Here is a 26705-nt window from a genome sequence, read left to right as displayed (position 1 = left end):
GGTCAGTCAGCCTCTCGTACGGAGCGCAGGATGCCGGGGAGCACGGCGAGGAAGGTGTCCGCATCGCGCTCGGTGAGGATCAGCGGCGGGGCCAGCCGGACGGTGTCCGGCACGGCGGCGTTGACCAGGAAGCCGGCCCGCTGGGCGGCGGCCTGGATCTGCGCGGAGACCGGCCGACTGAGGACGATGCCGAGCAGCAGGCCCGCGCCCCGGACGTGGTCCACCAGAGGATCGCCTATCGCCTCGATGCCGTTGCGCAGCCGCTCCCCCACCTTGGTGACCTGGTCCAGCAGCCCCTCGGCCTCGATGGTGTCGAGGACCGCGTTGGCCGCGGCGCAGACCACCGGGTTGCCGGAGAAGGTCGAGCCGTGGTGGCCCGGGTGCAGCAGTTCCGCCGCGTCGCCGAAGGCCAGCGTGGCGCCGAGGGGCAGGCCGCCGCCGATGCCCTTGGCGAGGGTGACGACGTCCGGGTCGACGCCCTCGAAGGCCTGGTGGGCGAACCAGTGCCCGGTGCGTCCGATGCCGGTCTGGATCTCGTCCAGGACCAGCAGGGTGCCGGTGGCGCGGGTGATCTCGCGGGCCGCGACCAGGTAGTCGGCGGGCGGGACCACCACGCCGTTCTCGCCCTGGATCGGCTCCAGCATCACCAGGGCGGTGTCGGTGCTGACGGCCGCGCGCAGCGCCTCGACGTCGCCGAAGGGGACGTGGCTGACGTCGCCCGGCAGCGGCCGGAACGGGTCCTGCTTGGCGGGCTGGGCGGTGAGCGACAGGGCGCCCATGGTCCGGCCGTGGAAGCCGCCGTGGGCGGAGACCATGTGGGTGCGCCCGGTCAGCCGCCCGATCTTGAAGGCCGCCTCGTTGGCCTCGGCGCCGGAGTTGGAGAAGTAGACGCGTCCGGGCATGGGGTGGTCGGCTAGCGCGACCAGCCGCTCGGCGAGCCGGACGGTGGGCTCGGCCAGGAAGAAGTTGGAGATGTGGCCGAGGGTGCCGATCTGCTCGGTGACCGCCGCCACGATCGCCGGGTGGGCGGTGCCGAGGGCGTTGACGGCGATGCCGCCGAGGAAGTCGGTGTAGCGCTTGCCGTCGGCGTCCCACAGGTGCACGCCCTCGCCGCGTACCAGCGGGATGCGCGGGGTGCCGAAGTTGTTCATCAGGGTGTGCTGCCACCGCTGGGTCAGTTCCGCGTTGCTCATGCCAGTCCCCCAGTGATCACGGTCTCGGTCTCGGTCTCGGCGTCGGGCACGACCATGGTGCCGATGCCCTCGTCGGTGAAGATCTCCAGCAGCAGGCTGTGCTGCACCCTGCCGTCCAGCACACGGGCGGTGCCGACGCCCTCGCGCACGGCGCGCAGGCAGCCCTCCATCTTCGGCAGCATCCCGCTGGCCAGTGTCGGCAGCAGCTTCTCCAGCTCGTTGGCGCTGAGCTGGCTGATCACGTCGTCGCTGGCCGGCCAGTCGGCGTAGAGGCCCTCGACGTCGGTGAGCACCACCAGCATCTCGGCGTTCAGCGCGACCGCCATCGCGGCGGCGGCGGTGTCGGCGTTGATGTTGTAGACATGGCCGTCGGCGCCGCGGGCGATCGAGGAGATGATCGGGATGCGGCCGTTGTCCAGCAGCGCGTTGACCGCCCCGGGTTCGACATGGGCGATGTCGCCGACCAGGCCGATGTCCACCTGGGCGCCGTCCACCTCGGCGTAGCGCTTGACGGCGGTCATGGTGTGGGCGTCCTCGCCGGTCATGCCGACGGCGAACGGGCCGTGGTCGTTGAGCAGCCCGACCAGCTCGCGCTGGACCTGTCCGGACAGCACCATCCGGACCACGTCCATGGTCTCCGGGGTGGTGACCCGCAGGCCGGCGGTGAAGTGCGAGTCGATGCCCAGCTTCTCCAGCTGGGCGCTGATCTGCGGGCCGCCGCCGTGGACGATGACCGGGCGCAGCCCGGCGTAGCGCAGGAAGACCACGTCCTGGGCGAAGGCCGCCTTCAGCGACTCGTCGACCATGGCGTTGCCGCCGAACTTGATGACCACGGTCTTGCCGTGGAAGCGCTCTAGCCAGGGCAGCGCCTCGATAAGGGTGAGCGCCTTGGGCAGCGCGGTGTTGTTGCGGGCCTGTTCGCCCTTGGGTGCGATCTGCACGGCCGTCAGGCCCCTTCAGCTGGAGTAGGCGCTGTTCTCGTGGACGTACTCGGCGGTGAGGTCGTTGGTCCAGACCGTGGCGGTGGCCGCGCCGGCGTGCAGGTCGGCGGTGATGACGACCTGACGGTCCTTCATGCTGACCAGGTCGCGGTCCTCGCCGACGCCGCCCGACTTGCACACCCAGACTCCGTTGATGGCCACGTCCAGCGCGTCGGGATCGAAGACGGCGGTGGTGGTGCCGATCGCGGACAGCACCCGGCCCCAGTTGGGGTCCTCGCCGTGGACGGCGCACTTGAGCAGGTTGTTGCGGGCGATGGTGCGGGCCACGTCGACGGCCTCGGTCTCGGTGGCGGCGTTGACGACGTCGATGCGGATGTCCTTGCTGGCGCCCTCGGCGTCGCCGACCAGCTGCAGCGCGAGGTCGGCGCAGACGGCCCGGACCGCCTCCGCGAACGCGGCCTGATCCGGCGTCACCCCGCTTGCCCCTGAGGCCAGCAGCAGCACGGTGTCGTTGGTGGACATGCAGCCGTCGGAGTCGACCCGGTCGAAGGTGGTACGGGTGGCCGCGCGCAGGGCGGTGTCCAGCCGCTGCGCGTCCACGACGGCGTCGGTGGTGAGCACCACCAGCATGGTGGCCAGGCCCGGGGCGAGCATGCCGGCGCCCTTGGCCATGCCGCCCACGGTCCAGCCGTCGGCGTGGGTGACGACAGCGGTCTTGTGGACGGTGTCGGTGGTCTTGATGGCGACGGCAGCGGCCTCGCCGCCGTCCGCGCTGAGGGCCGCGGCGGCGGTGTCCACGCCGGGGAGCAGCTTGTCCATCGGCAGCCGGACGCCGATCAGCCCGGTGGACGCGACGGCGACCTCGGCGGCGTTGAGGCCGAGGACCTCGGCGGTGCGCTCCGCGGTGGCGTGGGTGTCCTGGAAGCCGAGCGGTCCGGTGCAGGCGTTGGCGCCACCGGAGTTGAGGATCACGGCGGAGACGGTGCCGCCCTTGACGACCTGCTCGGACCAGTGCACGGGGGCGGCCTTGACCCGGTTGGAGGTGAAGACCCCGGCGGCGGCGAGCGTGGGCCCGTCGTTGACGACCAGGGCCAGGTCCGGGGTGCCGGAGGCCTTGATGCCCGCGGTGATCCCGGCCGCGCGGAAGCCCTTCGCCGCGGTGACGCCGGCGCCGGACGCGGGAATGATGGGGCTGGTCACGGTGCGACTCCAGTCTGGGGAAGGCCGAACTCCTCGGGCAGCCCGAGGGCGATGTTCATGCTCTGGACGGCGCCGCCGGCCGTCCCCTTGGCGAGGTTGTCGATGGCGCTGATCACGGTGATGCGTCCGACGCTCTCGTCCAGCGCGACCTGGACCAGCGCGTGGTTGGAGCCGAGGACGGCGGAGGTGGCGGGCCACTGCCCCTCGGGCAGCAGATGGACGAAGGGCTCGGCGGCGTACGCCGCGGTGTAGGCGTCGCGCAGGCTGTGCCGGGTGGTGCCGGGTCGGGCCTTGACGCTGCAGGTGGCGAGGATGCCGCGGGACATCGGCGCCAGGGTGGGAGTGAACGAGACCGCGACCCGCTCGCCGGCCACTGCCGACAGGTTCTGCGTCATCTCGGGGGTGTGCCGGTGCACGCCGCCGACGCCGTACGGGCTCATGCTGCCCATCACCTCGCTGCCGAGCAGGTGCGTCTTGGCGGCCTTGCCGGCGCCGGAGGTGCCGGAGGCCGCGACCACCACCGCCTCGGGCTCGGCCAGTCCGGCGGCGTAGGCGGGGATCAGCGCGAGGGTGACGGCGGTGGGGTAGCAGCCGGGGACGGCGATCCGCTTGCTGCCCTTGAGCGCGTCCCGGGCGCCGGGCAGTTCGGGCAGCCCGTACGGCCAGGTGCCGGCGTGCGGGGAGCCGTAGAACTTCTCCCACTCGGCGGGGTCGTGCAGCCGGAAGTCGGCGCCGCAGTCGACGATCAGCACGTCCTCGCCCAACTGCGCGGCGACGGCGGCGGACTGACCGTGCGGCAGGCCGAGGAAGACGACGTCGTGACCGGCGAGGGTCTCGGCGTCGGTGGGCTCCAGGACCCGGTCGGCCAGCGGCAGCAGGTGCGGCTGGAGCTCGCCGAGACGGGTGCCCGCGTTGGACCCGCCGGTGAGGGCGCCGATCTCGATCCGCGGGTGGTTCAGCAGCATGCGCAGGACCTCGCCCCCGGCGTAGCCGCTCGCACCCGCCACCGCCGCCCGGAACGTGCCGGGCCGGGATGTGCTGGGCGCACTCGTGGGCGTGACTGCCATGACTCCTCCTCCGCTTCGGGATAACTATACGAAGGAAGGCACATTCATGCAATCAGCTATGCACTCAGCCATGCACTCGCCCGAGCGGGTCCTCCTCGCTGTACGGGCGCAGCCGCAGCGTCCGGGCGTCGTTCTCGCTGATCCGGCCCGCCTGCTCCAGCAGTTCCGGGATGCTGTCCTGGCCCAGGTGCAGAAAGCGCCCGTGCAGCAGGTCCAGCCGGCCGCGCGCCGCGTCGGCGACGGTCGACACCAGCAGTGGAATACTGCCCCAGTGCAGCATGTCGGCGAACATCGGCATGCCCGCCGTCATCTCGGTGGCCACCGCGCCGGGGCTGATGTCCAGCACGGTCACCCCGTGCGGGCGCAGCGGCCCGGCGACGTTGTCGCTCAGCCGCAGCAGGGCCGCCTTGGAGGTGGCGTACGCGGAGTAGCGCCACTCCGGGCGCAGCGCGAAACCGGAGTTGAGGTTGACCACACGGCCGCGCTGACGCTCCACCATGCCGGGCAGCACGGCCCGCATCATGTTGAAGGGCCCGCGCAGATTGGTCTCCACCACCGACCACCACTGCAGCGGGTCCGCCTCCCAGAGCGGCACCTCGGCGCGGTCGATCTGACCGGCGTTGTTGACCAGCAGCCCGACCGGGCCCAGGTCCCGCTCCACGCTGCGCACCGCCTCGCGCACCGCGCCGGGGCTGGTGACGTCGGCCGCGACTGCGACGCATTTCACACCCTGCTTCACACAGGCCCGCAGAGTGTCCGTCAGCGTCTCGCGATGGCGTCCGATCACGCCCAGGTGCATGCCTTCCTCGGCCAGGCCGAGCGCGATCTCCCGTCCGATCCCCCGGCCCGCGCCGGTGATCAGGGCGACCTCTCCTTCGAGCGTCCGCAGGGGCACCGTGGACTCCTCTCGTGGCGCCGGACTGCCATTGTTGATCACCGGGCGGCACCGGCGGCCTCGGACACGCGGGCCGTGACGGAGTAACGTCGGCTCGGTTGATCTGCGGGCTGACCAGTCAGCGGGCACGGACGGATGACGGACGAATGGACGAGAAGTGAGCGACATCGCGCGGGTAGGGGTCGTCGGCTGCGGGCTGATGGGGTCGGGGATCGCCGAGGTCTTCGCCCGGGCCGGACTGGACGTCAAGGTCTCCGAGGCGAGCGGCGAGGCCCTGGAGCTCGGTCGCACCCGGCTCACCGGCTCGTTCGACACGGCCGTCAAGCGCGGCAAGCTCACCGAGGAGGAGCGCGAGGCGGCGCTGGCCCGGATCTCCTTCACCACCGAGCTGGCCGACTTCGCCGACCGCGACCTGGTCATCGAGGCGGTGGCCGAGCGGGAGGACGTCAAGAGTGCGATCTTCCAGACCCTGGACCAGGTGGTGCAGCGGCCCGACGCCATCCTGGCGTCCAACACCTCCTCCATCCCGATCGTGAAGCTGGCCTCGGCGACCTCCCGCCCGGAGCAGGTCCTCGGCATACACTTCTTCAACCCGGCCCCGGTACAGCGGCTCGTGGAGATCATCCCGACGCTCACCACCTCGGCCGAGACGGTGACCCGCGCCGAGGCCTTCACCCGTGAGGTGCTGGCCAAGGACCCGATCCGGGCCCGCGACCGGGCCGGTTTCGTGGTCAACGCCCTGCTGGTCCCCTACCTGCTCTCAGCCGTCCGGATGTTCGAGTCCGGCGTGGCCACGGCCGAGGACATCGACAAGGGCATGGAGGCCGGCTGCGCCCACCCGATGGGTCCGCTCCGGCTGTGCGACCTCATCGGGCTGGACACCATCGTCTCCATCGCCGAGTCGATGTACCACGAGTACAAGGAGCCCCTCTACGCCGCCCCGCCGCTGCTCCAGCGGATGGTCGACGCGGGGCTCCTCGGCCGCAAATCCGGCCGCGGCTTCTACCGGTACTGAGGGCCGTGCGGCTCAGCCCGCGGCGCCGGACCACTCGCCCGGGTGGTCCACCCAGCAGACGCGTTCGGGGTCGGTGAGGTCGATGCCGGGGCGGTGCACCTCGACCAGGGCCTCGAACCGCTGCTGGCTGTCGCAGGACCGGGTGACCACGGTGCCGTCCGCGCGGACGATGCGGACCTGGCGGGCAGGCTCGTCGGGGCAGTAGCCCAGGACGTAGACGGCGCAGGTCCCGGGGTCGGCGTCTTGATCATCGCAGTCCTGATCATCGCGGTCGTCGAGGTCGTCCAGGCCGAGGTCAAGATCGAGGTCGTCGCTCATGGCCTGAGCCTCCCCCGGGATCGGCCGGCCCGCATGTCGGACGGCGGCCGTTCAGTCCTCCGGCCACTCCCCGGGGTGGCCGCCGGCCCAGTGGACCTGGGTCGGGTCGTTGAGGTCCACGTCGGGCCGGAACAGTTTCAACGCGGCCCTGAGGTCGTTCTGGGTGGAGCATGCCTCCCAGAGCGGATCGCCGCCGCCGATGCGCTGCATACGCACATGGCGGTGGCGGTCCCACGGGACCAGCGGGCTTATCTCGACGGGGTGAACGCTGAGTATCGCCATGACTACACCCTGACCCGGGACGGCCCGGCGCGCACCTCGGACGGATCCGGGGCGTCAGCCCTTGGGCCACTGCCCCGGGCTGCCCACCCAGTGCACCTGGGACTCGTCGGTGAGATCGAGGTCGGGCCGGAACATGGTCAGCGCGGCGACGAGGTCGGCGCCGCTGGCGCATGCCTCCCACACGGGCGGCGAGCCCGGGCGCTCGATGCGGACGTGGCGGTGCCGGTCGCTGGGCACAAGGGGGCCGATCTCGACCGGGTAGGTGGCGTTTCTGGCCATACCGCCAGCCTCACCCCAAGCGGCGCGGGCCGCACGTCGGGGCGTCCGGCCGGTTCACAGCCCCGACCACTCGCCCGGGTGGTCGGCCCAGTACACCTGTGCGGGGTCGTTCAGGTCGGTGCCGGGACGCTCCCGCGCCACGAAGGCCGCGAACTGGTCCTGGCTCGCGCACAGCGAGCGGACCGTGTCGCCGTCCAGGCGCACGACATGGACGTAGCGGTCGCGGTCCTCGGGGACGTAGGCGCCCACGTAGACGGGCTTGTCGGACTCCGGGTGCTCGGTCATGGGCCCAGCCTCACCCGGGGTGCGGCCGGTCGCACGTCGGCAGGGCGTTACGGTCCGACCGGCCACACGCCCAGGTCGCCGTCCCACTGGACCCGGCTCTCGTCGTCCAGGTCGACGGAGAGGCCGAGCTGGCCGAGGAACTCCTCGGCCTCGCGCCGGCTGCCGCAGGCCCGTACCGCCGGGATGCCGCCCGGGGTCGAGGCGCTGACCTGCCGGGTGCTCTGGCTCGCGTCGAGCATGCCGATGAATACCGTCGTCTCGCTCATGGCTCCACCCTCGCCCGGCGGCGCGGACCGCGCACGGCGGGCGGACAGCACCGGTCGGCTCCGGTCTGGTAGAAGTAGACGCCGCCGCAAGAAGGAGCCCGCACTGTGACCCGGCCCGCGCCCGCCGTCGAAGCCATCCGCTCCCGTTACGCCGCCGGTGACACCGACCGGTGGGAGTCGGCGGACATCGCCGTCCTGCTGGCCGAGGTCGACCGGCTGCACGCCCAGCTGGCCGGAGGCACCGTCGAGTACGCCGTGCAGGCCGTCATCGACGGACAGCCCCGGGAGATGGTCGAGTACGGCACGGAACGCGACGCCCTGGAGATCCGGCTCGAACAGCACGGCGAGGAGCAACTCGCGGACTACCGACTGGTGGTGCTGACCCGTCACATCGTCCGCACCGAATGGATCGAGCAGCCCGACACTGCAGGGATCTGAGGCTTCCGGGCTTCGCCCGTAAGAATCTGCGGTGTCTCCGCGCGTGGAACGTGTCTTCCGCTGTCCTCGCGGCTTCCGGCCTGAGAGCATACGGCTCCAGAAGCACCAGTCCGTCCGCATAGCCGCCGCTGCCTGGGCAGGCGACAAGGAGACGACTGTGGAAAGGAACTGACATGCCGTCCGTGACCATGCGCCGGAAGCGTCCGGTTACCGTCCGCACGCTCCTGTGGACCGGCCTCAACCAGGAGGAGATGCGGGAGTTCTGCGGCGGCGCGTTTCGCGTCATCGTGCCGAAGGGCCCGAGTCAGGACTCCAGGATCACCGCCGAGGTCTTCGACGAGCTCCACTCGACCTGGGTCGGGGTCTACACCGGACACCATGTGGTCCGTGGCGTCCGGGGCGAGTTCTACCCGATCGACGAGACCGTCCTCAACGAGACCTACGAGCCGGCGGACTCCGACACGTGAGCGCCCGCGCCGGGCCACATTACCCCCAGGTGACGGATGACGGGTCGCCACCCCCCGAATGCGGGATCCGGGAGCGGGACGCCCTACGCTGAGGCCATGTCAGATCCTCAACTGATCCGTATCGGGGCGCGTTCCTCCCCGATGTCACTGGCCCAGGTGGCGCGGGTACGGGCCGAACTGGCCGCCGAGCACCCCGGGATCGCCACCGAGGTGGTCCCGTTCACGACCTCGGGCGACCGCTGGTCCGGCGCGCTGGTGGAGCTCGGCGGCAAGGGCGCCTTCACCCGGGAGCTGGACGAGGCGCTGCTCGCCGGGAGCATCGACCTCGCCGTGCACTGCGTCAAGGACGTGCCCGGGGACCGGCCGGTGCCGGCCGGGACGGTGTTCGCCGCCTACCTGGCCCGTGACGACCTGCGGGACGCCCTGGTCCACCCCGGTGGGCTGACCCTGGACCAGCTCCCTGCGGGCAGCCGGATCGGCACCTCGTCCGTCCGCCGGGTGGCCCAACTCGCGCAGCGCTGGCCCGAGCTGGAGCCGGTGCCGATCCGCGGCAACGCCAACAGCCGGCTGGCGAAGCTCGATGCCGGCGACGTGGACGCACTGCTGCTGGCCGTCTCCGGCCTGGAGCGGATCGGGGCGCAGGACCGGATCACCCAGGTCCTGACGGTGGAGCAGATGATGCCGGCCGTCGGCTCGGGCACCCTCGCCCTGCAGTGCCGCAGCGAGGACGAGGCCGTGATCGAGGCCGTCGCCGCGCTCAACGACGCGGAGACGTTCCGGCAGACCACCGCCGAGCGGATGCTGCTGCATGTGCTCCAGGGCCACTGCAACTCCCCCATCGCCGCCTTCGCGACCACCGAGCACGACGGCAGGCTGTCGCTGCGGGCCCGGGTGTTCAGCGCGGACGGGAAGACCACGCTGGACGCGCACGAGTGGGACCGCAACGCGCTGGCGCTGGGCACGTCGGTGGCGGCGACGCTGCTGCGCCAGGGCGCGCACGAGGTCATCAACGCCATTCCGCACTGAGCGGGTCAGGACGGGTGGGACGGCCCGCCCTCGACGGTGAGCAGTTCCCCGCCGTCCGGTCCGTGCAGGTCGATCCGGGTCGGCGGGGTACGGCCGTGGACGGTGTAGTGGTCCCGGATCCGGGCCAGCACGCCGGGCAGGGCCGCCTCGGTGTCGGAGGAGACCGGACCCTGCTGCAGCCAGTGCAGGCACAGGGTCCAGTCCTCCGGGTTGTCGGGGGCGACGGTCCGCACCGGCTTGGCGGACACGTCGATGGCATCGAGGGCGTCGAGGATCGCGGCCATGTCGTCCGGGTGGATGCGCCCGGGGTCGTCCTCGACCAGTGCTTCGGTCATGGCCCCCACCTACCCCGCCTCCGGCGTCACATGCGCACCAGCCCCAGCGGCCGAACCTCAGTGACCGAAGATGCGCACCCCGCGGGTGCGGCGCTTGGTCAGCACCACCGGCATCGTCGCGGTGTCGCCGTCGCTCGGCTCCGTGGCGGTGCCGGCCGGGACGGTCTTCGTGGCGGCCTTGCGGTCGCGGCGCGCGGCGCGCAGTTCGGCGTTGCGGCGCCGCTCGCGGCGGGCGCCGGCCGTGGCCATCACCAGGGCTGCGCAGAAGACCAGTGCCAGCGCCATTCCGGCGAGGAATGCGCCCAGCGTGTTGACGGTGGCGAGGTGGTGATCGAAGAGGGTGGCCGAGTACTGCGGCCCCCCGTCGAGGTTGTCGGCGATCAGCACCGTGGCGAAGGCGATCGTTCCGCCCATGAGCAGCAGTCCGAGCAGCAGCATGTCACACCTCATCGGTCCGGTTGGCGGTTGGCGTCCGTTGCTGCGCGTACCCGGGATGTCACCGCGCTAACGCGACGCGACGTGATGTGACGGAACGTCAGAGCAGCCCGTGCACGCGGGCGCTGAGGCGGGTGAGGCCCAGCAGCGCGTCGATGCTGGGGGTGGGCACGCCCAGCAGGCCGCCGATCTCGCGCACCGAGCCGACCAGGGCGTCGAGTTCGAGCCTGCGCCCGGCCTGGGCGTCCTGGAGCATGGAGGTCCGGGCGACGCCGAGCTTGCGGGTGACCCGACTGCGGTCCTCGGGGCTCTGGTCGACCGGGCAGCCGATGCGTGCGCCGATCCCGGCGGCCTCCCGCATCGCGGCATGGCAGAAGCCCATGACCAGCTCGTCGTCGAGGATGAGGTCGCCGGTCGCGCCGGTGAGGGCGGAGACCGGGTTCATCGTCATATTGCCCCAGAGCTTGAACCAGACGTCCTTCTGAATGGCGGTGGACACGGTCGCGTCCAGGTCCGCGCCGCGCAGCAGCGAGACGAGTTCCTGCACCCGGGCCGACCGGGTGGTGTCGGGCTCGCCGAGGATCAGCCCGGTGCCCTTGTGATGGTGCACCAGGCCCGGCTCGGGGGTGCTGCAGCTGACGTGGACCACGCAGCCGACGACATTGCCGACGGGGATCGCGGCGGCGATCCGGCCGCCCGGGTCGACCGTGTCCAGGTGCCGGCCCTCGCAGGGGCCGCCGAAGCCCTCGAAGAACCACCAGGGGACGCCGTTGAGGGCGGTGACCACGGCGGTCTCCGGTCCGACGAGGTGGGAGAGGCTGTCCAGGGCGGAGGGCACCGCATGCGCCTTGACGGCGAGGACCACCACGTCCTGGACGCCGAGCTCGGCGGCCTCGTCGGTGGCCCGGACCGGCGCGGAGGCGACGGTCGCGCCGCCGGGGGTCTCCGCGGACTCCAGCCGCCAGCCGTGCCGACGCAACGAGGCCAGCGTCGCCCCGCGGGCGACCGCCGAGGTCTCCACGCCCGCGAGGGCGAGCCTCGCCCCGATGAACCCGCCGACCGCCCCGGCTCCCAGCACACAGATCCGCATGGGGCCGACCGTACCCCGCCGGTGTCGGCCCGGGTCAACCCCGCACGTGCTGCAGCCAGGCCGGGCGCCCGGCCAGGGTCGCCGCCGTGCGCCTCGCCTCGCGCTCGGCGAGCTCCTCGGGGGTGGCGAAGCAGTCCGGCAGCCACTCGGCGGAGCGGCCCGCGCGGGCGGCGAGGTGGCTGACATAGGCCTCGCGCTGCAATGCGGGGGTGTCCAGGCCCGGCTCGGGCTCCAGCCACTCGTCCGGGACCAGCCCGGTCACCTCGCGCAGCAGTTCGACGGTGACCAGCGGTGCCAGGGCCCGGTCCGCCCCGGCGATGTCGGGGGCGTAGCCGCCGAGGGCGTGCTCGGACATCGGGTACTTCCGGCCGATCGCCTCCGGCGCGGCCGACCAGCGGTGGTGGAAGATCAGCGCGGCGCCGTGGTCGATCAGCCACAGCCGCCGGTGCCACACCATCAGGTTGGGGCTGTGCACGGTGCGGTCGACATTGCCCATCAGGGCGTCGAACCAGACGATCCGCCCGGCCTCGGCCGGCGACACGTCGACGTCCCTGATGACCTTGGGCGCGAAGTCGCGGGCGCCCGGCAGGTAGTCCATGCCGAGATTCAGCCCGGCGCTGGCCCGCAGCAGGTCCTGCACCTCCGGGTCCGGCTCGTGCGCGGCCACCTCCGGGTCGAACCTGACCAGCACCATCTCCGGGACCGGCAGGCCGAGGCGTCGTCCCAGCTCAGCGGTGATGACCTCGGCGACCAGGGCCTTGCGCCCCTGTGCGGCGCCGGAGAACTTCACGACGTAGGTGCCCAGGTCGTCGGTCTCGACGACACCGGGGAGCGAGCCGCCGGCGCGCAGCGGCTCCAGGTAGCGCAGGGCCGTCACCTCGGTCAGTCCGCTACTCGCCCGCACCCGCTCCACCTCTCGTCCGCTCGCCGGCCCGGCGAGCAGCGGGGCCGCCCAGCCGCCGCCCAGCATCAGCTCCACCATCCGCCACTGCGCCTCCCCCAGCAGGTCAACCATGGCGGTCGGCCACCGATTCCGTCCGCCTGCCCGGCCTGGCGGTACCGGCCCCGGCGCCGCCCTCCAAAGCGTCCAGCAGGGCCACCAGCGTGGCCAGCCCGCCACCGTCCCAGACCTCGCCGGTGAAGACGTCTTCGGCGACTTCGCCGGCGGTGCGCTCCATCTCGTCCAGCCGCTCGCGTCCGGTGGGCGTCAGCGCCGCATAGGCCACCCGGGCGTCACGCGGGTCGGGCTCCCGGACGACCAGGCCGATCCGCTCCAGCGGGATCAGGCCACGGGTGACGCCGGACGCGGACAGCCCCAGCGCCTGGGCCAGGTCCACCCGGCGCATCCTGCCGCCCTCCGCCTGCCCGAGGCAGCGCAGCACGGCGAGGTCGGCGAAGCTGACGCCGTGCAGCCCGGAAAGCCGGGCGTCGAACCGCTTGACCAGTGCCGCCTGGGCTCGGACCAGGCGCAGCGACGTCTCCAGTGCCTCACTCATGCGGTCCACCGTAGCAGAAGCTTGAGCACTCAAGCATTGGCGCAGTATCGGCGCTACGCGTGGGTGCTGTCAGCTCCCGGACGTCCACCCACGGCGACGACCGCCGCCGCCCCGAGCCGACAGCCCGCCGCCGCTGCCGCCGACAGCGAGCCGCCCGCCAGCAGCGCGGCGAGCAGGCCGCCGGCGAAGGCGTCGCCGGCGCCGGTGGAGTCCAGCGGGACGACCTCGGGGGCCGGGACCGGGCCGAGCAGGGCGCCGCCCTCGGCCAGCAGCGCACCGGCGGCGCCCAGCTTCAGGGCCACCCGGCAGCCGCAGTGCGCGCTCAGCGCCCGTGCTGCGGCGGCCGGGTCGGCCTGACCGGTCAGCACCCGGGCCTCGTCCAGATTGGGCAGCAACAGGTCAACGCCACTGAACAGGACGCCGCCGAGCAGACCGAGGAAGCGTTCCGCACCGAACTCGCGCAGAAAGCCGCTGGACGCCGGGTCGACGCTGACGCCGATCCCCCGCGCACGGGCCGCCGCCACGGCGACCTCCGCGAGCGCCCGGCCCTCCGCGCCGAACAGCAGATAGCCGGAGAGGTGCAGCCGTCCCACCCCGTCCAGCAGGGAGTCCTCCCAGTCGGAGGGGCCGAGGGCGCCGCTGGCGCCGCGGTCGGTCACAAAGGTCCGCTCCCCCGCGCCGTCCACCAGGTCGATGACGACCGCCGTCGGCCGGTCCGGGTCCACCCGCAGGCAGGTCTCCACGCCGCCGCGTGCCAGCGCCTCGCGGTGCCAGTCGACCGAGTCGGCCCCGACCCGCGCCAGCAGCCGCACCTGCGCCCCGGCGTGCGCCGCCCAGGCCGCCGTGTTGGCGGCGGAGCCGCCGGGGCGGACCGCGATCCGCGCGGCGGTGTCGGTGTCCGGGCTGAGCGGCTTGGCGTGCAGCGCGACCACATCGGTGACCAGGTCGCCCAGCACCAGCAGGGCCCGGCCCCCGATCGGCTGAGCCCCCGTCAACTGAGCGCCGCGTGGCTGCGGGCGATCTGCGCCGCCAGGGCGACATTGCCGCGTACCGCGGCGAGGTTGGCCTCCAGCGAGGCGCCGTCGGTGTGCTCCGCCAGGTAGCCGAGCAGGAAGGGGGTGACCGCCTGGCCGGTGATGCCCTTGCGCTCGGCGGCGCGCAGGGCCTTGGCGAGGACCCGGTCGTGCAGTTCGGGGTCGAGCTGCTCCGCCTCGGAGACCGGGTTGCCGACGATCAGCGCGGTGAGGTCGGCGTTGAGCTGCCAGCGGGCCCGCATCAGCTGCGCCACCTGGTCGGGGGTGTCCAGCGTCCAGTCGACCGGCAGTCCGGAGCTGCGCAGGTAGAAGCCGGGGAAGTCGGCGGTCCGGTAACCGACCACCCCCACGTTCAGCGTCTCCAGGCGCTGCAGCGTCGCCGGGACGTCCAGGATGGACTTCACCCCCGCGCACACCACCGTGATCGGCACCCGGGCCAAGAGCCCGAGGTCGGCGGACTCGTCCTGCAGGGTCACCCAGTCGCGGTGCACGCCGCCGAGGCCGCCGGTGGCGAACACCGCGATCCCGGCCGAGTGGGCCAGGAAGGCCGTCCCGGACACGGTGGTCGCGCCGCTCGCCCCGAGCGCGACCGCAGGGGCCAGATCGCGGAAGCCGAGCTTGCGCATGGACTCGTCGTTGGCGACCCGCTCCAGCTCGTCCTTGCCGAGCCCGACCCTGGCCACCCCGTCCAGCACCGCGATGGTGGCCGGGACCGCCCCGGCGGTCCGGACGGTCGCCTCCAGCTCGCGGGCGACCTCCAGGTTCCGCGGGCGCGGCAGCCCGTGCGAGATGATGGTCGACTCCAGCGCCACCACCGGGCGCCCCCGCTCGACGGCTTTTCGGACCTCGTCGGACAGGCGTATCGGGGCGGGACTGGACGGCATGGGGCCTCCTGGAGCAAGAACGTTCCTGCCCTTGATCCTGTCGCCGACCGCCGCGCCTCAAACCGTCCGGTCCGAACCCACAGCACAACGGCGGCCCGCTCCCGGGATCCGGGAACGGGCCGCCGTGCTTCTTGCCGTACTGCCGCCGTGCGTCAGCCGCGCGGGCTCGCGCCGGTGCGGGCGACGGCCTCGGCGATGGCGGCCTCGCGGGCTGCGGTCGCCTCCTCCGCCGTCAGGGTGCGGTCCGTCGCGCGGAAGCGCAGGGCGTAGGCCAGCGACTTCTTGTCCGCGCCGATCTGCTCGCCGGTGTAGACGTCGAACAGCCGCAGCGACTCCAGCAGCGGACCGGCGCCGGACCGCAGCGCGGCCTCGACCTCGGCGGCAGGCACACCGGCGTCCACGACCAGGGCGACGTCCTGGGTGGCGACCGGGAAGCCGGAGATCCTCGGGCCCTCGACCTGACGGGCGCCGTCGGCCGTCAGCAGCTCGACGTCCAGCTCCATCGCGCAGGTGCGCTCCGGCAGGTGCAGCGCCTTGACGGTGCGCGGGTGCAGCTCGCCCGCGTGGCCGACCAGCCGGTCGCCCACGTAGAGGGCGGCGCAGCGGCCCGGGTGCCAGGGCGCGTGCTGGTCCTGGCGGACCGTCAGCTCGACCCCGGCGGCGGCCGCCACCGTACGGGCCGACTCGACCGCGTCGGCCCAGGTCGCGGCGCGGCCCTTGCCCCACCAGCCGTCGGGCTCGCGGTTGCCCGCGAGGACGGTGGCGACCCGGCGCGGCTGGCGCGGCAGCGCGGCGTCGAGCTGCGCGACCTCCTCGTCGGTGGGACGGCGGTCGACCGGCAGCCGCGGCGCCTTGAACAGCGACTGCGGGTCGGTGCCGTCCACCCGGAAGGCCAGGCCCTGCTCGAACAGCGCCACGTCCGTCGCGCCCCGGCCGACATTGCGGCGCAGCGCCGCCAGCAGGCCCGGCAGCAGCGTGGTGCGCAGCGACGGCTCCTCGTCGGAGATCGGGTTGGCCAGCTGCACCGTCTCCCGGCGCGGGTCGTCGGCGTCGAGCCCGAAGGCGTCGAGTACGGCCTCGCCGATGAACGGGTAGTTCAGCACCTCGACATAGCCGGCCCCGGCCAGCGCCAGGCCGGTGCGGCGGCGCAGCCGCTGGGACTCGGTGAGGCCCTGGCCCGCGGGCGGCGTCGGCAGCGTGGAGGGCAGCTCGGCGTAGCCCTCCAGCCGGATGACCTCCTCGGCGAGGTCGTTGGGGTCGGTCAGGTCGGGCCGCCAGCTCGGCGGGGTGACCACCAGCACGTCCCCGCCGACCACGGTGCAGCCGACCTCCTGGAGCCGGCGCACCACGGTCTCGCGGCCGTACTCCTGCCCGGCCACCCGGTCCGGGTGGTCCGCGGCGATGGTGATGCTGTGCACCGGGTGCGGCGCGGCGATGTCGGTGACCCCGGCCTCGGCGGTGCCGCCGGCGACCAGCACCAGCAGGTCCACGGCACGCTGCGCGGCGGCCTTGCCGGCCTCCGGGTCCACGCCGCGCTCGAATCGCTTGGCGGCCTCGGAGGGCAGCTTGTGGCGGCGCACGCTGCGGGCGATGACGACCGGCGCGAAGTGCGCGGCCTCGATGACGACCTCGGTGGTGCCGCTGACCAGGCCGGTCTCCGGGTCCTCGACCGCGGTGGCGATCTCGGTGCCGGCCCCGCCCATGACCCCGGCCAGGCCGATCGGCCCGGAGTTGTCGCAGATCAGCAGGTCCTCGGCGGCGAGGGTGCGCTCGACGCCGTCCAGGGTGCGCAGCTTCTCGCCCGCGCGGGCGCGGCGCACGGTGATCGCGCCGTCGATCCGGCTGCGGTCGTAGGCGTGCAGCGGCTGGCCGAGCTCCAGCATCACGTAGTTGGTGATGTCCACGGCCAGCGAGATGGGGCGCATCCCGGCCTTCTGGATCCGGCGCTGCAGCCACAGCGGGGACAGCGCGGTCGGCTCGATGCCGATGACGCTGCGGGCCACGAAGCGGTCGCAGCCCGCCTGGTCCTCGACCTTGACCAGCGGGCCGTAGGCGTTGGCCGGGGGGACGTCCAGCAGCGCCGGGTCGCTCAGCGGCAGGCTGTAGGCGATGGCGGCCTCACGGGCGACGCCGCGCACCGACAGGCAGTAGCCGCGGTCGGCGGTGACGGCGATGTCCAGGACCTCGTCCACCAGCTCCAGCAGCTCGATGGCGTCGGTGCCGGGCACGTACTCGGCCGGCAGCACGATGATGCCGTCGTGGTCGTCGCCCATGCCCAGCTCGCGGGCCGAGCAGATCATGCCCTCGGAGGTGTGGCCGTAGGTCTGCCGCGCCGAGATCGGGAACGGGCCGGGCAGCACCGCGCCGGGGAGCACCACGACGACCTTGTCGCCGACGGCGAAGTTGCGGGCGCCGCAGACGATGTTCTGCGGCTCGCCGGTGCCGTTGGCGTCGCCGACGTCGACCTGGCAGTAGCGGATGGGCTTCTTGAAGCCGGTGAGCTCCTCGATGGCCAGCACCTTGCCGACCACCAGCGGGCCCTTGAGGTCGCCGCCGAGCTGCTCGACGGTCTCGACCTCCAGCCCGGCCCGGACCAGCCGGTCGGCCACGTCGCGGCCGGTCTCGCCTGCGGGCAGGTCGACGTACTCCCGCAGCCAGGAAAGCGGGACGCGCATCAGATCTCCATCCCGAACGGAAGGGTGAAGCGCACGTCACCCTCCACGATGTCTCGCATGTCTTCGACGTTGTGGCGGAACATCAGCAGTCGCTCGATGCCGAAGCCGAACGCGAAGCCGCTGTACCTGTTGGGGTCGATGCCGCAGGCGATCAGCACCCGCGGGTTGACCATCCCGCAGCCGCCCAGCTCGATCCAGCCCTCGGAGGAGCAGGTCCGGCAGGGGCGGTCCGGGTTGCCGACGGACTCGCCGCGGCAGTGGAAGCACACCATGTCCATCTCGGCGGACGGCTCGGTGAAGGGGAAGTAGTTGGGGCGCAGCCGGGTCTTCATGCCCTCGCCGAAGAGCGAGACCACCATGTGGTCCAGGGTGCCCTTGAGGTCGGCCATGGTCAGGCCCTCGTCCACGGCCAGCAGCTCGATCTGGCTGAAGACCGGGGTGTGGGTGGCGTCCAGCTCGTCGGAGCGGAACACCCGGCCCGGGCAGATCACGTAGATCGGCGGCTCGGAGGCGGCCAGCATGGAGCGGATCTGCACGCCGGAGGTGTGCGTCCGCAGGACTACCGAATCTGCGTCCTTGAGGAAGAAGGTGTCCTGGGTGGAGCGCGCCGGGTGGTCCGGGCCCATGTTGAGGGCGTCGAAGTTCAGCCACTCGGCCTCGACCTCGGGGCCCTCGGCGATGGCGTAGCCCATGGAGGTGAAGATGTCGCCGAGCCGCTCGGAGAGGGTCGTCAGCGGGTGCCGGGCGCCGCGCGGGGCTCGGTCGTACGGGAGGGTGACGTCCACGGCCTCCTCGGTGAGCACCCGGGCGTCCCGCTCGGCCTCCAGGACGACGCGGCGCTCGGCGAGGGCCTTGTTGACGGCTCCGCGGGCCTGGCCGACCCGCTGGCCGGCCTCCTTCTTGGCCTGCGGCGGCAGCGCGCCGATCTCACGGTTGGCCAGGGACAGCGGGGAGCGGTCGCCGGTGTGGGCGACCTTGGCCTCCTGCAGCGCGGCGAGGTCGGCGGCGGCCTCGAACGCGGCCAGCGCCGCGTCCCGCAGGCGCTCGATCTCTTCCGGCTTCAACGCCTCGACCTCGACCGGATCGTAGGACTTGTTCGGTGCGGACATCCCTCTTCTTCCCATGCTCCTGCGTGGTTCAGCGCACGGCGCCAAAGGCCGAGTCTACTGAGGTTCTGGAGTCGGCAGCGCCCGCGTGCTCTCCGAGGCGGCCCGGGGACGTACCGGTCAGGCTGGGACGTACCGGTCAGGCCATGAAGTCGGGGATGCCCGCGGGCAGGATAAATCGGAACCTGGCCCCGCCCTCGGGCGCCCGGTCCACCGCGATGCTGCCGCCGTGGGCCTCGACGATGCCCTTGACGATGTAGAGGCCCAGGCCGGTGCCGCCGCGCTTGCTGCCGCGCCAGAAGCGGGTGAAGACGCGCGGGATGGACTCCTCGGGGATGCCGGGGCCCTGGTCGCTCACCGTCACCGCCGTCCCTTCGCGCAGCTGGCCGGAGGCGAGGACCGCCTTGTCCGGTTCGACCTCGATGGTGACAGTTCCCTCACCGTGGCGCACCGCGTTTTCCAGCAGGTTGCCCAGCACCTGGTCGAGCTTGTCTGCGTCCGCCCACAGCGGCGGCAGCGGCTCGTTGACCCGGATCACAAAGCGCTCGGGGGCGACCCCGGCGGCGATCTTGCCCTCCACGTGGCGGCGCAGCGCCAGCGGCAGGTCGACCTTCTGGCGGCGGATCTCCAGCCGTCCGGCGTCGATCCTGGAGATGTCGAGCAGCTCGGCGATCAGCCGGGTGACCCGGTTGGCATCGGCGTCGACGGTCTCCAGCATCAGTTTCTTCTGGTCGTCGGTGAACCGCTCCCACTTCTGCAGCAGGGTCGCGGTGAAGCCCTTGACGCTGGTCAGCGGGGAGCGCAGCTCATGGGCGACGGTGGCGATCAGCTCGGCGTGGCTGCGCTCGGTACGGCGCCGGGCCTCGGTGCCGCGCAGCGCGACCACCACCCGGCGCACCGGTCCGGTGCCCTCGCGCAGGTAGCGGGCGGAGACCAGCACCTCGCGGCCGCCGGGCAGCAGCAGATTGCGTTCGGGCTGTCCGGTGCGTATCCGCAGCCCGCCGTACGGGTCCAGCAGCGGCCACCAGCGGCGGCCCTCCAGGTCCTCTAACGGCAGGGCCTCGGCCAGCGGGCGGCCCAGGGCCTGCTCCCGGCTGATCCCGCTGATCCGGGCGGCCGCGGAGTTGAAGCAGACGACCACCCCGTCGGCGTCCGCGACGACCAGCCCGTCCGGCAGGTCCTCCGGATCGAGGCCCGGCGGGACAGCGCGGGTTGACGCACGGACCTGCCGCGTGTCGGTCATGTGGCCGCCCTCCCCTCCGGATGCCGCCGTGGTCACCCTAGCGAATCCGGTGCTAGGTACGGCACCCGGTGGGGCCACGCTGTGCGCGGGCTGAGGCGTAGAGGCACACGGCGGCGGCGGTCGCGAGGTTGAGGCTCTCGGCGTGCCCGTGGATCGGGACCCGGACCACCTCGTCGGCCAGGGCCCGGGTGGACTCGGGCAGGCCCCAGGCCTCGTTGCCGAAGACCCAGGCGGTCGGGCCGCCCAGGGTGCCGTCGTCGAGCTCCTGGTCCAGGTCGCGCTTGCCGGCGCCGTCCGCCGCCAGGATCCGCACCCCGGCCGCGCGCAGTCCGGCCACGGCCTGCTCAACCGGCACCCCCACGGCCACCGGCAGGTGGTAGAGGCTGCCGACGGAGGCGCGGACGGCCTTGGGGTTGTAGAGGTCCACCGAGGCGTCGGTGAGCACCACCGCGTCGGCCCCGGCGGCGTCGGCCGTGCGCAGCACCGTCCCGGCGTTCCCGGGGTCGCGGACATGGGCCAGCACCGCGACCAGCCGGGGGCGGGCGGCCAGCACCTGCTCGAAGGAGGTGTCCAGGAAGCGGCAGACGGCGACGATGCCCTGCGGGGTGACCGTCTGGCAGACCGCCTCGATCACCTCGTCGGAGGCGGTCAGCACCGGCACCCGGGCGGCCCTGGCGTCCGCCAGCAGCTCGGCATGGCGCTCGGCGGCCTCGGGTGTGGTGTAGATCTCGACCACGGCGTGCTCGCCGCCCGGCAGCGTCCCGTACGCCACGGCCTCACGGACGGCCTGCGGGCCCTCGGCGACGAAGCGGCGCTCCTTGCCGCGCTGGGCCCGGCGGGACAGCCGGCGGGCGGCGGTGACCCGGGGCGAGCGCAGTGAGGTCAGCTCGGGGGCGGGGAAGGGCTGCTGGGGCATCGCTCGCTCTCACTTCGGCAACAGGATCGCCAACCGGAACGGACCCGCAAGGGGAGATCCCCCTACGGGTCCGTTCTCGGAAAGACGCTTGCGGCGACAGAGTCCGACGGAGTCGGCTCAGGCGGTCGCTCAGGCGGCGACGCGGGGCGCGTTGACGTCGGCCGGGAGGGCCTTCTGCGCGACCTCGACCAGCGCGGCGAACGCGGTGGCGTCGTGCACGGCGAGCTCGGCGAGCATCTTGCGGTCGATCTCGACGCTGGCCAGCTTCAGGCCCTGGATCAGCCGGTTGTACGTCATGCCGTTCGCACGCGCCGCAGCGTTGATGCGCTGGATCCACAGCTGACGGAAGTCGCCCTTGCGCTTCTTCCGGTCGTTGTAGTTGTAGACGAAGGAGTGGGTGACCTGCTCCTTGGCCTTGCGGTACAGGCGCGAACGCTGGCCGCGGTAACCGCTGGCGCGCTCGAGGATGACCCGGCGCTTCTTGTGGGCGTTTACTGCCCGCTTGACGCGTGCCACGTTGTTACTCCTTGGTGAGGACCACGGTCTGTCTCACGCGGTCCGGTTACGAATGGGTCGAGGGGATCGGCTGCGCGGGGCGCAGGATCACTTGCCGAGAAGCTTCTTGACCTTCTTGGCGTCAGCCGGGGAGACCTCGACCGTGCCGGCAAGGCGACGGGTCAGCGTGGACGCCTTGTGCTCGAGGTAGTGACGACGGCCGGCGCGCTGGCGCAGCACCTTGCCGGAGCCAGTGATCTTGAAGCGCTTGCTGGCACCGGAGTGCGTCTTGTTCTTCGGCATGTCGCCGTACTCTCCTCGTCGGTCCGCTCCCGCCCTGCGCCAGGGCGCGAGCGGGAGCGCTTGTGTCTCAGGGCCCTCCGGCGGGTGCCGGTGGGCCGGGTGTGGATGCGGCAGCCTACTTGGCTGCCACCTCCGAAGCGTCCGAGACCTCGTCGCCGACGGGGGCGTCGACAGTCTCTTCCGCGGCCTCGGGGACTGTGTTCTCAAGGGTCGTGGCCACCGCGGACTCGGCTGCCTCCTGCGGCGCCTGTTCGGCGGCGGGGGCCTCGTCGTCCTCGGCGGGACGGCCCTGGCGGTCGGCCTTGCGGGCGGCTGCCGCCTCGCGGGCCTCGGCCATGGCCTCGGTCTTCTTCTTGTGCGGGCCCAGAACCATGATCATGTTCCGGCCGTCCTGCTTCGGGTTGGACTCGATGAAGCCCAGCTCCTCGACATCCGACGCGAGACGCTGCAGCAGCCGGAAGCCGAGCTCGGGGCGGGACTGCTCACGACCACGGAACATGATCGTGATCTTGACCTTGTCACCCTGCTTGAGGAACCGGACGACGTGACCCTTCTTGGTGTCGTAGTCGTGCGGGTCGATCTTCGGGCGGAGCTTCATCTCCTTGATGACCGTGTGCGCCTGGTTCTTGCGCGCCTCACGGGCCTTCAGGGCGGACTCGTACTTGAACTTGCCGTAGTCCATGAGCTTGCACACCGGCGGCCGGGCGGTCGCCGCGACCTCGACCAGGTCCAGGTCGTACTCCTGCGCAAGTTCCAGGGCCTTGGCAAGCGGCACGATGCCGACCTGCTCGCCGCTGGGACCGACGAGTCGCACCTCGGGGACGCGAATCCGGTCGTTGATGCGGGGCTCGGTGCTGATGGATCCTCCTCGGTTGCACCTCGTGGCTGCCGACGGCAGTCACGTGAACAGCGGACTTTTCACCGCCACACAGGACTTCATTCGTACCGCGGTGGGGATGCGCCGGGCGCAGCACCGCGGGCACGAAAAAAGCCCCGCATGACACACAGGCGGGGCTCCACGGAAACCGGGCGCGCAGCCGCGGAGCACATGTCCGCGATACGCGCTGAGCGATGCCGCATCCCTTGGCAGGACGGGCACCACCGGACCGGAACCCGACGACCCTGGGGTCGATGCGGGTGGGAGGAGACTCCACTTGTGGGCCGGGTACGGTGCCGTGTGCCTGAAGGATTTCCCCTCGGGCATGGCAGTACCTGGCCGGTCAGTGTCCAACCATAGCAGCGTTCGGCCCTAGCGCAGAATTCCCCGGCGCGGGGGCGTTTTGGGTGCGCCCCCCAGTGATCAGGCAGACTGCGGTGCAGACATCCGTGTTCGACCGGTGAGACGAGTATCCATGAGCAGCCAGCCGGAGAGCCCTGAGGCTCCCGAGAACCCCGACTTCGACGATCTGACCCGTGACATCGCGGACGTGCCGGCGGTGGAGGTCATCACCACGGTGGCGGTGCACCTGATGAGCGCGGCGGCGGTCAACCTGGGGCTGGCCGAGGACGGCGAGAAGCACAAGGACCTGGACGAGGCCCGCAAGCTGATCACCGCCCTGGCCGGGCTGGTCACCGCCGGCGCCCCGGAGATCAGCAACTTCCACGCCGCGCCGCTCCGGGACGGGCTGAAGTCGCTGCAGCTCGCCTTCCGCGAGGCGTCACTGGTCCCGGACGAGCCGGGGACCGGCCCGGGCGAGAAGTTCACGGGGCCGGTCTACGGATAGCCGCGGCGGGTCTCGACGGGCGAAGCTTCGAAATGGCTGGGCGTCAGCGGGTGTAGAGGGGTGTGGCCGGCTCCGCGGAGGACGGGGGGACGACCGCGAGGTCGAGCCCGCGGTCCAGGCGGATGCGCAGCAGGTCGTCGGCGGCGAGGGCGGCCGCCAGCCGCTGGACCGCCGCGGTGAGCTCGGCGGGGTCCGTCGCCGGGTCGGGGATGAGCGCGAGCGTCGCGTCGGCCCGTTCGCTCGGCATCAGATGGGCGCGCAGCACGGCCGGGTACGGGACCAGCAGCCCGCGCACCGCCTCGGCGACCTCCGGGTCGCGCAGCGGTTCGATCCTGGCCCGCCGCTCCGCGACGGCACGCATCGCGGCGCCCGAGAGCTCGTAGAAGGCCGGCCCGGCCAGGTCGATGAGCAGCGCGTCGGCCTGCTCCGACCAGGCGGCCTGGACCGCCTGATGGGCCGGGACCGGGGCCGGGCGGGCGTCGGAGCGCCAGCGGGCGAGGGCCTCCAGCGAGGTGAAGGCCGGCAGTCCCCTGCGCCCGTCCGGGGCCTGGACGGTCGGGACCGCCATGTCGCTGGACTTCTCGTGCTTCAGGCCGTCCGCGCCGGTCTCGGCCTCGCCGAGGATCGCCACGATCGGCACCATCAGCCGGGCGCCGACCAGGGCCGCCAGCAGCTCCTGCTCGGTCTCGGGCGAGGGCTCGGCCGCCTGTCGGGCGAGGGCCGCCGCGAGGCGGGGGTCGGCCGAACCGTCGTCGCCCGCGAAGCCCGGGTCGGGGATGTTCTTACGCTGCACCCGGCGAGCCTAGTCGACCGGACGGACCGCCCCGGACCGGGCCGCACCCGCCCTACCAGCCGATTCCACGCTTTCTCCCAGGCCACGCGTAGGCGCGATGCCTACGGTGCGGGACCATGTCGACGAGAAGTACGGACGAGCCGCAGGAACATGAGCAGGGGCAGGAATCAGGCGGGCGCCTGGGCCTGCTGCGGAGCCGGGCCGCGATCGGCGCCGCCGTGCTGCTGGTCATCGCGGTGGCCGCCACGACCACGGTGCTGCACGGGCACCAGGCGACGGCGCAGGGCGCTGCCCTGGTCCCGGTGGGCTCGTCGTCCTCGGACGGCTCCTCGGATTCCGCCTCGGCCTCGGCGCCGGCGCCGGTAGTGTCGGAGTCCGCCGCAGCGTCCGCGACCGCGTCGGCATCGGCATCCGCGAAGGCATCGACGAAGGCATCGGCCGAGGCGTCGGCGAAGCCCTCGGCGACCAGCTCGGAGGCAGCGATGGACCAGCTCAAGAAGGCGGCGTCCGCCGCCGACGGCTCAGTAGCCGTCGCCGCCACGGACCTGACCACCGGGGCCGCGCTCGACTACGGCGACACCGACCACGCCTTCGTCACGGCCAGCATCGCCAAGATGGACATCCTGGCCGCCCTGCTGCTCCAGGCCCAGGACGACGACACGACGCTGACCTCCTCACAGCGCTCGCTCGCCACCCGCATGATCGAGAACAGCGACAACACCGCCGCCGACAGCCTCTACAAGGCCATCGGCGAGAGCAGCGGTCTGGACGCCGCCAACAAGCGCTTCGGCCTCACCGACACCGAGGCCGGCTCGGGGCTGTACTGGGGGCTCACCACCACCAGCGCCGCCGACCAACTGCGGCTGCTGCGGCAGGTGTTCACCAGTTCCTCGGAGCTGACTCCCGCCTCGCGCAGCTATGAGCAGGGGCTGATGAGCCAGGTCGAGACCGACCAGCGCTGGGGCGTCAGCGCGGCGGCCACCGGCTCCGACTTCGCCCTGAAGAACGGCTGGCTGCCGCGCTCGACCACGGGGCTGTGGGTGATCAACAGCGTCGGCCGGGTGTCCCGCAACGGCCATCTGCTGCTGATATCCGTGGTCTCCGACGGCAACACCACCGAGGCGGGCGGGATCTCGCTGGTGGAGTCGGTGGCGAAGGCCGCGGCCGAGGTCCTCCGGGGAACCTGAGCCGGACTCATGCCCGCCCGGCCAACCCCCTACCGACAGGTAGCGACGGTGTGGCAGGCTTCCGGCATGGTGACACCTTCCGCTGACCGCACGCGCTACGACCGTGCCACGGCCCAACTCGACGCCCCGCTGGCGATCGTGGACCTCGAAGCCTTCGACGCCAACGCCGAGGACCTGGTCCGACGCGCCGCGGGCAAGCCGATCCGGGTGGCCAGCAAGTCGGTACGGGTCCGCGCGCTGCTGGAGCGGGTGCTGCGGATGGACGGCTTCCAGGGAATCATGAGCTTCACCCTGGCCGAGTCGATCTGGCTGGCCAGGGCCGGCTTCGACGACATCCTGCTCGCCTACCCCTCCGCCGACCGGGCCGGCTACGCCGAGCTCGCCGCCGATCCCAAGCTGGCCCGGGCGATCTCGGTGCTGCTGGACGACCCTGCGCAGCTCGACCTGATCGACGCGGCGCGCGGCGCGGGAACCGAGGAGATCCGGGTCTGCCTGGAGCTGGACACCGCACTGCACCTGCTCGGCGGCAGGATCCGGATCGGGGCGCGGCGCTCGCCACTGCGCACACCGGAGGCGCTGGCCGGGTTCGCCCGGCTGGTGCAGCAGCGGGACGGCTTCCGGGTGGTCGGGCTGATGGCCTACGAGGGGCATATCGCGGGCGTGGGCGACAGCATCGCCGGGCGTCCGTTCCGCTCGCGCATGGTGCAGCTGATGCAGCGCACGGCCCGCGCCGAACTGGCGCAGCGCCGGGCCGAGGTGGTGCGCGCGGTGCGCGAGGTCGCGGAGCTGGAGTTCGTCAACGGCGGCGGCACCGGCAGCGTGGAGAGCACCGTCGCGGAGGACGCGGTGACCGAGGTCGCCGCCGGGTCGGGCCTCTACGTCCCCCGGCTGTTCGACAACTACCGGTCGTTCCACGGACGTCCGGCCGCGCTGTTCGCCCAGCCGGTGGTGCGCCGCCCCGGTGTGGGCGTGGTGACCGTGCTCGGCGGCGGCTACCCGGCCTCGGGCGCCGCGGGCGCGGACCGCTCCCCCGTCCCCTATCTGCCGCAGGGGTTGCGCTACGACTCCCAGGAGGGCGCCGGGGAGGTGCAGACCCCACTGCTGGGCTCGGTGGCCGACGACCTGCTGATCGGCGACAAGGTGTGGTTCCGGCACGCCAAGGCCGGCGAGCTGTTCGAGCGCTTCGCCGAGGTGCAACTGATCGAGGGCGCCCAGGTGGTCGAGACCGTGCCCACCTACCGCGGTGAGGGCCGGACCTTCCTCTGAGCATGCCAGATGGCTGTGCCCCCGCCGACCGGTCGGCGGGGGCACAGCCAT

Annotated in this window: 32 protein-coding genes; 7 read left to right on the top strand and 25 right to left on the bottom strand. The window is 72.5% G+C overall.

The window, feature by feature from the left end; translation table 11 throughout:
* Positions 1–2: 2 nt before the first annotated feature.
* From ABH941_RS03050 to ABH941_RS03030, 5 genes are all read right to left on the bottom strand, one after another.
* Positions 3–1193, bottom strand: coding sequence for an acetylornithine transaminase (locus ABH941_RS03050; RefSeq protein WP_370126950.1), 1191 nt, complete (start codon positions 1191–1193; stop codon positions 3–5).
* Positions 1190–2134, bottom strand: coding sequence for an acetylglutamate kinase (gene argB, locus ABH941_RS03045; RefSeq protein WP_370126949.1), 945 nt, complete (start codon positions 2132–2134; stop codon positions 1190–1192). Before argB ends, ABH941_RS03050 begins: the two co-directional genes overlap by 4 nt.
* A gap of 15 nt (positions 2135–2149) precedes the next feature.
* Complete coding sequence (gene argJ / locus ABH941_RS03040) at positions 2150–3319, bottom strand: bifunctional glutamate N-acetyltransferase/amino-acid acetyltransferase ArgJ (protein WP_370127073.1); 1170 nt, start codon at positions 3317–3319, stop codon at positions 2150–2152.
* A gap of 11 nt (positions 3320–3330) precedes the next feature.
* On the bottom strand, positions 3331–4401 hold the full coding sequence (gene argC / locus ABH941_RS03035; protein WP_370126948.1) for an N-acetyl-gamma-glutamyl-phosphate reductase: 1071 nt from the start codon (positions 4399–4401) through the stop codon (positions 3331–3333).
* Positions 4402–4465: 64 nt separating this feature from the next.
* Complete coding sequence (locus tag ABH941_RS03030; RefSeq protein ID WP_370126947.1) at positions 4466–5296, bottom strand: SDR family NAD(P)-dependent oxidoreductase; 831 nt, start codon at positions 5294–5296, stop codon at positions 4466–4468.
* A 157-nt stretch (positions 5297–5453) separates the two neighbouring features.
* On the opposite strand from ABH941_RS03030, the gene ABH941_RS03025 reads away from it, so the two are divergent.
* Positions 5454–6311, top strand: coding sequence for a 3-hydroxybutyryl-CoA dehydrogenase (locus ABH941_RS03025; RefSeq protein WP_133997547.1), 858 nt, complete (start codon positions 5454–5456; stop codon positions 6309–6311).
* A gap of 12 nt (positions 6312–6323) precedes the next feature.
* Here ABH941_RS03025 and ABH941_RS03020 read toward each other — a convergent pair whose 3' ends face one another.
* Genes ABH941_RS03020 through ABH941_RS03000 form a run of 5 tightly spaced genes read right to left on the bottom strand, consistent with a single transcriptional unit; the run spans position 6324 to position 7741 of the window.
* Positions 6324–6629 (bottom strand): hypothetical protein, encoded by a 306-nt coding sequence (locus tag ABH941_RS03020; protein ID WP_370126946.1) that lies wholly within the window; start codon positions 6627–6629, stop codon positions 6324–6326.
* A 51-nt stretch (positions 6630–6680) separates the two neighbouring features.
* The gene (locus tag ABH941_RS03015) at positions 6681–6911 is read right to left on the bottom strand and encodes a hypothetical protein (protein ID WP_030265321.1); all 231 of its coding nucleotides are present in this window, start codon (positions 6909–6911) and stop codon (positions 6681–6683) included.
* A 54-nt stretch (positions 6912–6965) separates the two neighbouring features.
* Positions 6966–7190 (bottom strand): hypothetical protein, encoded by a 225-nt coding sequence (locus ABH941_RS03010; RefSeq protein ID WP_370126945.1) that lies wholly within the window; start codon positions 7188–7190, stop codon positions 6966–6968.
* 54 nt (positions 7191–7244) lie between these two features.
* Positions 7245–7475, bottom strand: a complete 231-nt coding sequence (locus ABH941_RS03005) for a hypothetical protein (protein ID WP_370126944.1) — start codon at positions 7473–7475, stop codon at positions 7245–7247.
* Between the two features lie 47 nt (positions 7476–7522).
* On the bottom strand, positions 7523–7741 hold the full coding sequence (locus ABH941_RS03000) for a hypothetical protein (protein ID WP_370126943.1): 219 nt from the start codon (positions 7739–7741) through the stop codon (positions 7523–7525).
* Between the two features lie 105 nt (positions 7742–7846).
* Between ABH941_RS03000 and ABH941_RS02995 the strand changes: the two genes are divergently transcribed.
* The 3 genes from ABH941_RS02995 to hemC all read left to right on the top strand — a co-directional run bounded on the left by ABH941_RS02995 (position 7847) and on the right by hemC (position 9672).
* The gene (locus ABH941_RS02995; RefSeq protein ID WP_370126942.1) at positions 7847–8179 is read left to right on the top strand and encodes a hypothetical protein; all 333 of its coding nucleotides are present in this window, start codon (positions 7847–7849) and stop codon (positions 8177–8179) included.
* Positions 8180–8352: 173 nt separating this feature from the next.
* Positions 8353–8646, top strand: a complete 294-nt coding sequence (locus ABH941_RS02990; protein WP_370126941.1) for a hypothetical protein — start codon at positions 8353–8355, stop codon at positions 8644–8646.
* Between the two features lie 96 nt (positions 8647–8742).
* Positions 8743–9672: a hydroxymethylbilane synthase gene (hemC, locus tag ABH941_RS02985; RefSeq protein WP_370126940.1), complete on the top strand. Its 930-nt coding sequence runs from the start codon at positions 8743–8745 to the stop codon at positions 9670–9672.
* A gap of 5 nt (positions 9673–9677) precedes the next feature.
* Here hemC and ABH941_RS02980 read toward each other — a convergent pair whose 3' ends face one another.
* The 14 genes from ABH941_RS02980 to infC form a co-directional block, all read right to left on the bottom strand.
* Positions 9678–10007: a hypothetical protein gene (locus ABH941_RS02980; RefSeq protein WP_370126939.1), complete on the bottom strand. Its 330-nt coding sequence runs from the start codon at positions 10005–10007 to the stop codon at positions 9678–9680.
* Positions 10008–10064: 57 nt separating this feature from the next.
* Entirely contained in the window at positions 10065–10445 is a 381-nt protein-coding gene (locus tag ABH941_RS02975) for a hypothetical protein (RefSeq protein ID WP_370126938.1), read from the bottom strand.
* A gap of 97 nt (positions 10446–10542) precedes the next feature.
* A complete protein-coding gene (locus ABH941_RS02970) occupies positions 10543–11532 on the bottom strand; it encodes a 2-dehydropantoate 2-reductase (RefSeq protein WP_370126937.1) in 990 nt (329 codons plus the stop codon).
* A 34-nt stretch (positions 11533–11566) separates the two neighbouring features.
* On the bottom strand, positions 11567–12547 hold the full coding sequence (locus tag ABH941_RS02965; RefSeq protein WP_370126936.1) for a HipA family kinase: 981 nt from the start codon (positions 12545–12547) through the stop codon (positions 11567–11569).
* Complete coding sequence (locus tag ABH941_RS02960; RefSeq protein WP_370126935.1) at positions 12540–13028, bottom strand: MarR family winged helix-turn-helix transcriptional regulator; 489 nt, start codon at positions 13026–13028, stop codon at positions 12540–12542. The genes ABH941_RS02965 and ABH941_RS02960 overlap by 8 nt, the downstream gene beginning before the upstream one ends.
* A gap of 53 nt (positions 13029–13081) precedes the next feature.
* Positions 13082–14023, bottom strand: coding sequence for a carbohydrate kinase family protein (locus ABH941_RS02955; RefSeq protein ID WP_370126934.1), 942 nt, complete (start codon positions 14021–14023; stop codon positions 13082–13084).
* Positions 14020–14946, bottom strand: coding sequence for a pseudouridine-5'-phosphate glycosidase (locus ABH941_RS02950; RefSeq protein ID WP_370126933.1), 927 nt, complete (start codon positions 14944–14946; stop codon positions 14020–14022). The genes ABH941_RS02955 and ABH941_RS02950 overlap by 4 nt, the downstream gene beginning before the upstream one ends.
* 152 nt (positions 14947–15098) lie before the next feature.
* On the bottom strand, positions 15099–17621 hold the full coding sequence (gene pheT / locus ABH941_RS02945; RefSeq protein ID WP_370126932.1) for a phenylalanine--tRNA ligase subunit beta: 2523 nt from the start codon (positions 17619–17621) through the stop codon (positions 15099–15101).
* On the bottom strand, positions 17621–18730 hold the full coding sequence (gene pheS / locus ABH941_RS02940; protein WP_370126931.1) for a phenylalanine--tRNA ligase subunit alpha: 1110 nt from the start codon (positions 18728–18730) through the stop codon (positions 17621–17623). The genes pheT and pheS overlap by 1 nt, the downstream gene beginning before the upstream one ends.
* 136 nt (positions 18731–18866) lie before the next feature.
* A complete protein-coding gene (locus tag ABH941_RS02935; protein WP_370126930.1) occupies positions 18867–19970 on the bottom strand; it encodes an ATP-binding protein in 1104 nt (367 codons plus the stop codon).
* 52 nt (positions 19971–20022) lie between these two features.
* Positions 20023–20886 (bottom strand): TrmH family RNA methyltransferase, encoded by an 864-nt coding sequence (locus ABH941_RS02930; protein ID WP_370126929.1) that lies wholly within the window; start codon positions 20884–20886, stop codon positions 20023–20025.
* Between the two features lie 129 nt (positions 20887–21015).
* On the bottom strand, positions 21016–21402 hold the full coding sequence (rplT, locus tag ABH941_RS02925) for a 50S ribosomal protein L20 (RefSeq protein WP_030265265.1): 387 nt from the start codon (positions 21400–21402) through the stop codon (positions 21016–21018).
* Between the two features lie 87 nt (positions 21403–21489).
* Positions 21490–21684 (bottom strand): 50S ribosomal protein L35, encoded by a 195-nt coding sequence (gene rpmI / locus ABH941_RS02920; protein ID WP_030265264.1) that lies wholly within the window; start codon positions 21682–21684, stop codon positions 21490–21492.
* Positions 21685–21799: 115 nt separating this feature from the next.
* Complete coding sequence (infC, locus tag ABH941_RS02915; protein ID WP_370127072.1) at positions 21800–22582, bottom strand: translation initiation factor IF-3; 783 nt, start codon at positions 22580–22582, stop codon at positions 21800–21802.
* A gap of 454 nt (positions 22583–23036) precedes the next feature.
* Here infC and ABH941_RS02910 point away from each other — a divergent pair, with 454 nt between their 5' ends.
* A complete protein-coding gene (locus tag ABH941_RS02910) occupies positions 23037–23408 on the top strand; it encodes a DUF1844 domain-containing protein (protein WP_030265259.1) in 372 nt (123 codons plus the stop codon).
* Positions 23409–23451: 43 nt separating this feature from the next.
* Here ABH941_RS02910 and ABH941_RS02905 read toward each other — a convergent pair whose 3' ends face one another.
* Positions 23452–24201 (bottom strand): SseB family protein, encoded by a 750-nt coding sequence (locus ABH941_RS02905; RefSeq protein WP_370126928.1) that lies wholly within the window; start codon positions 24199–24201, stop codon positions 23452–23454.
* A gap of 116 nt (positions 24202–24317) precedes the next feature.
* Between ABH941_RS02905 and ABH941_RS02900 the strand changes: the two genes are divergently transcribed.
* Together ABH941_RS02900 and ABH941_RS02895 are read left to right on the top strand one after the other, a co-directional pair.
* Positions 24318–25388: a serine hydrolase gene (locus ABH941_RS02900; protein WP_370126927.1), complete on the top strand. Its 1071-nt coding sequence runs from the start codon at positions 24318–24320 to the stop codon at positions 25386–25388.
* A 66-nt stretch (positions 25389–25454) separates the two neighbouring features.
* Positions 25455–26654 carry an amino acid deaminase/aldolase gene (locus ABH941_RS02895; protein ID WP_370126926.1) on the top strand — a complete coding sequence of 400 codons (1200 nt, stop codon included), beginning with the start codon at positions 25455–25457 and terminating at the stop codon, positions 26652–26654.
* Positions 26655–26705 lie beyond the last annotated feature (51 nt).

Source organism: Streptacidiphilus sp. EB103A (genome assembly GCF_041261405.1).
Lineage (GTDB): Bacteria > Actinomycetota > Actinomycetes > Streptomycetales > Streptomycetaceae > Streptacidiphilus.
This window is presented reverse-complemented; position numbering and strand designations above follow the sequence as displayed.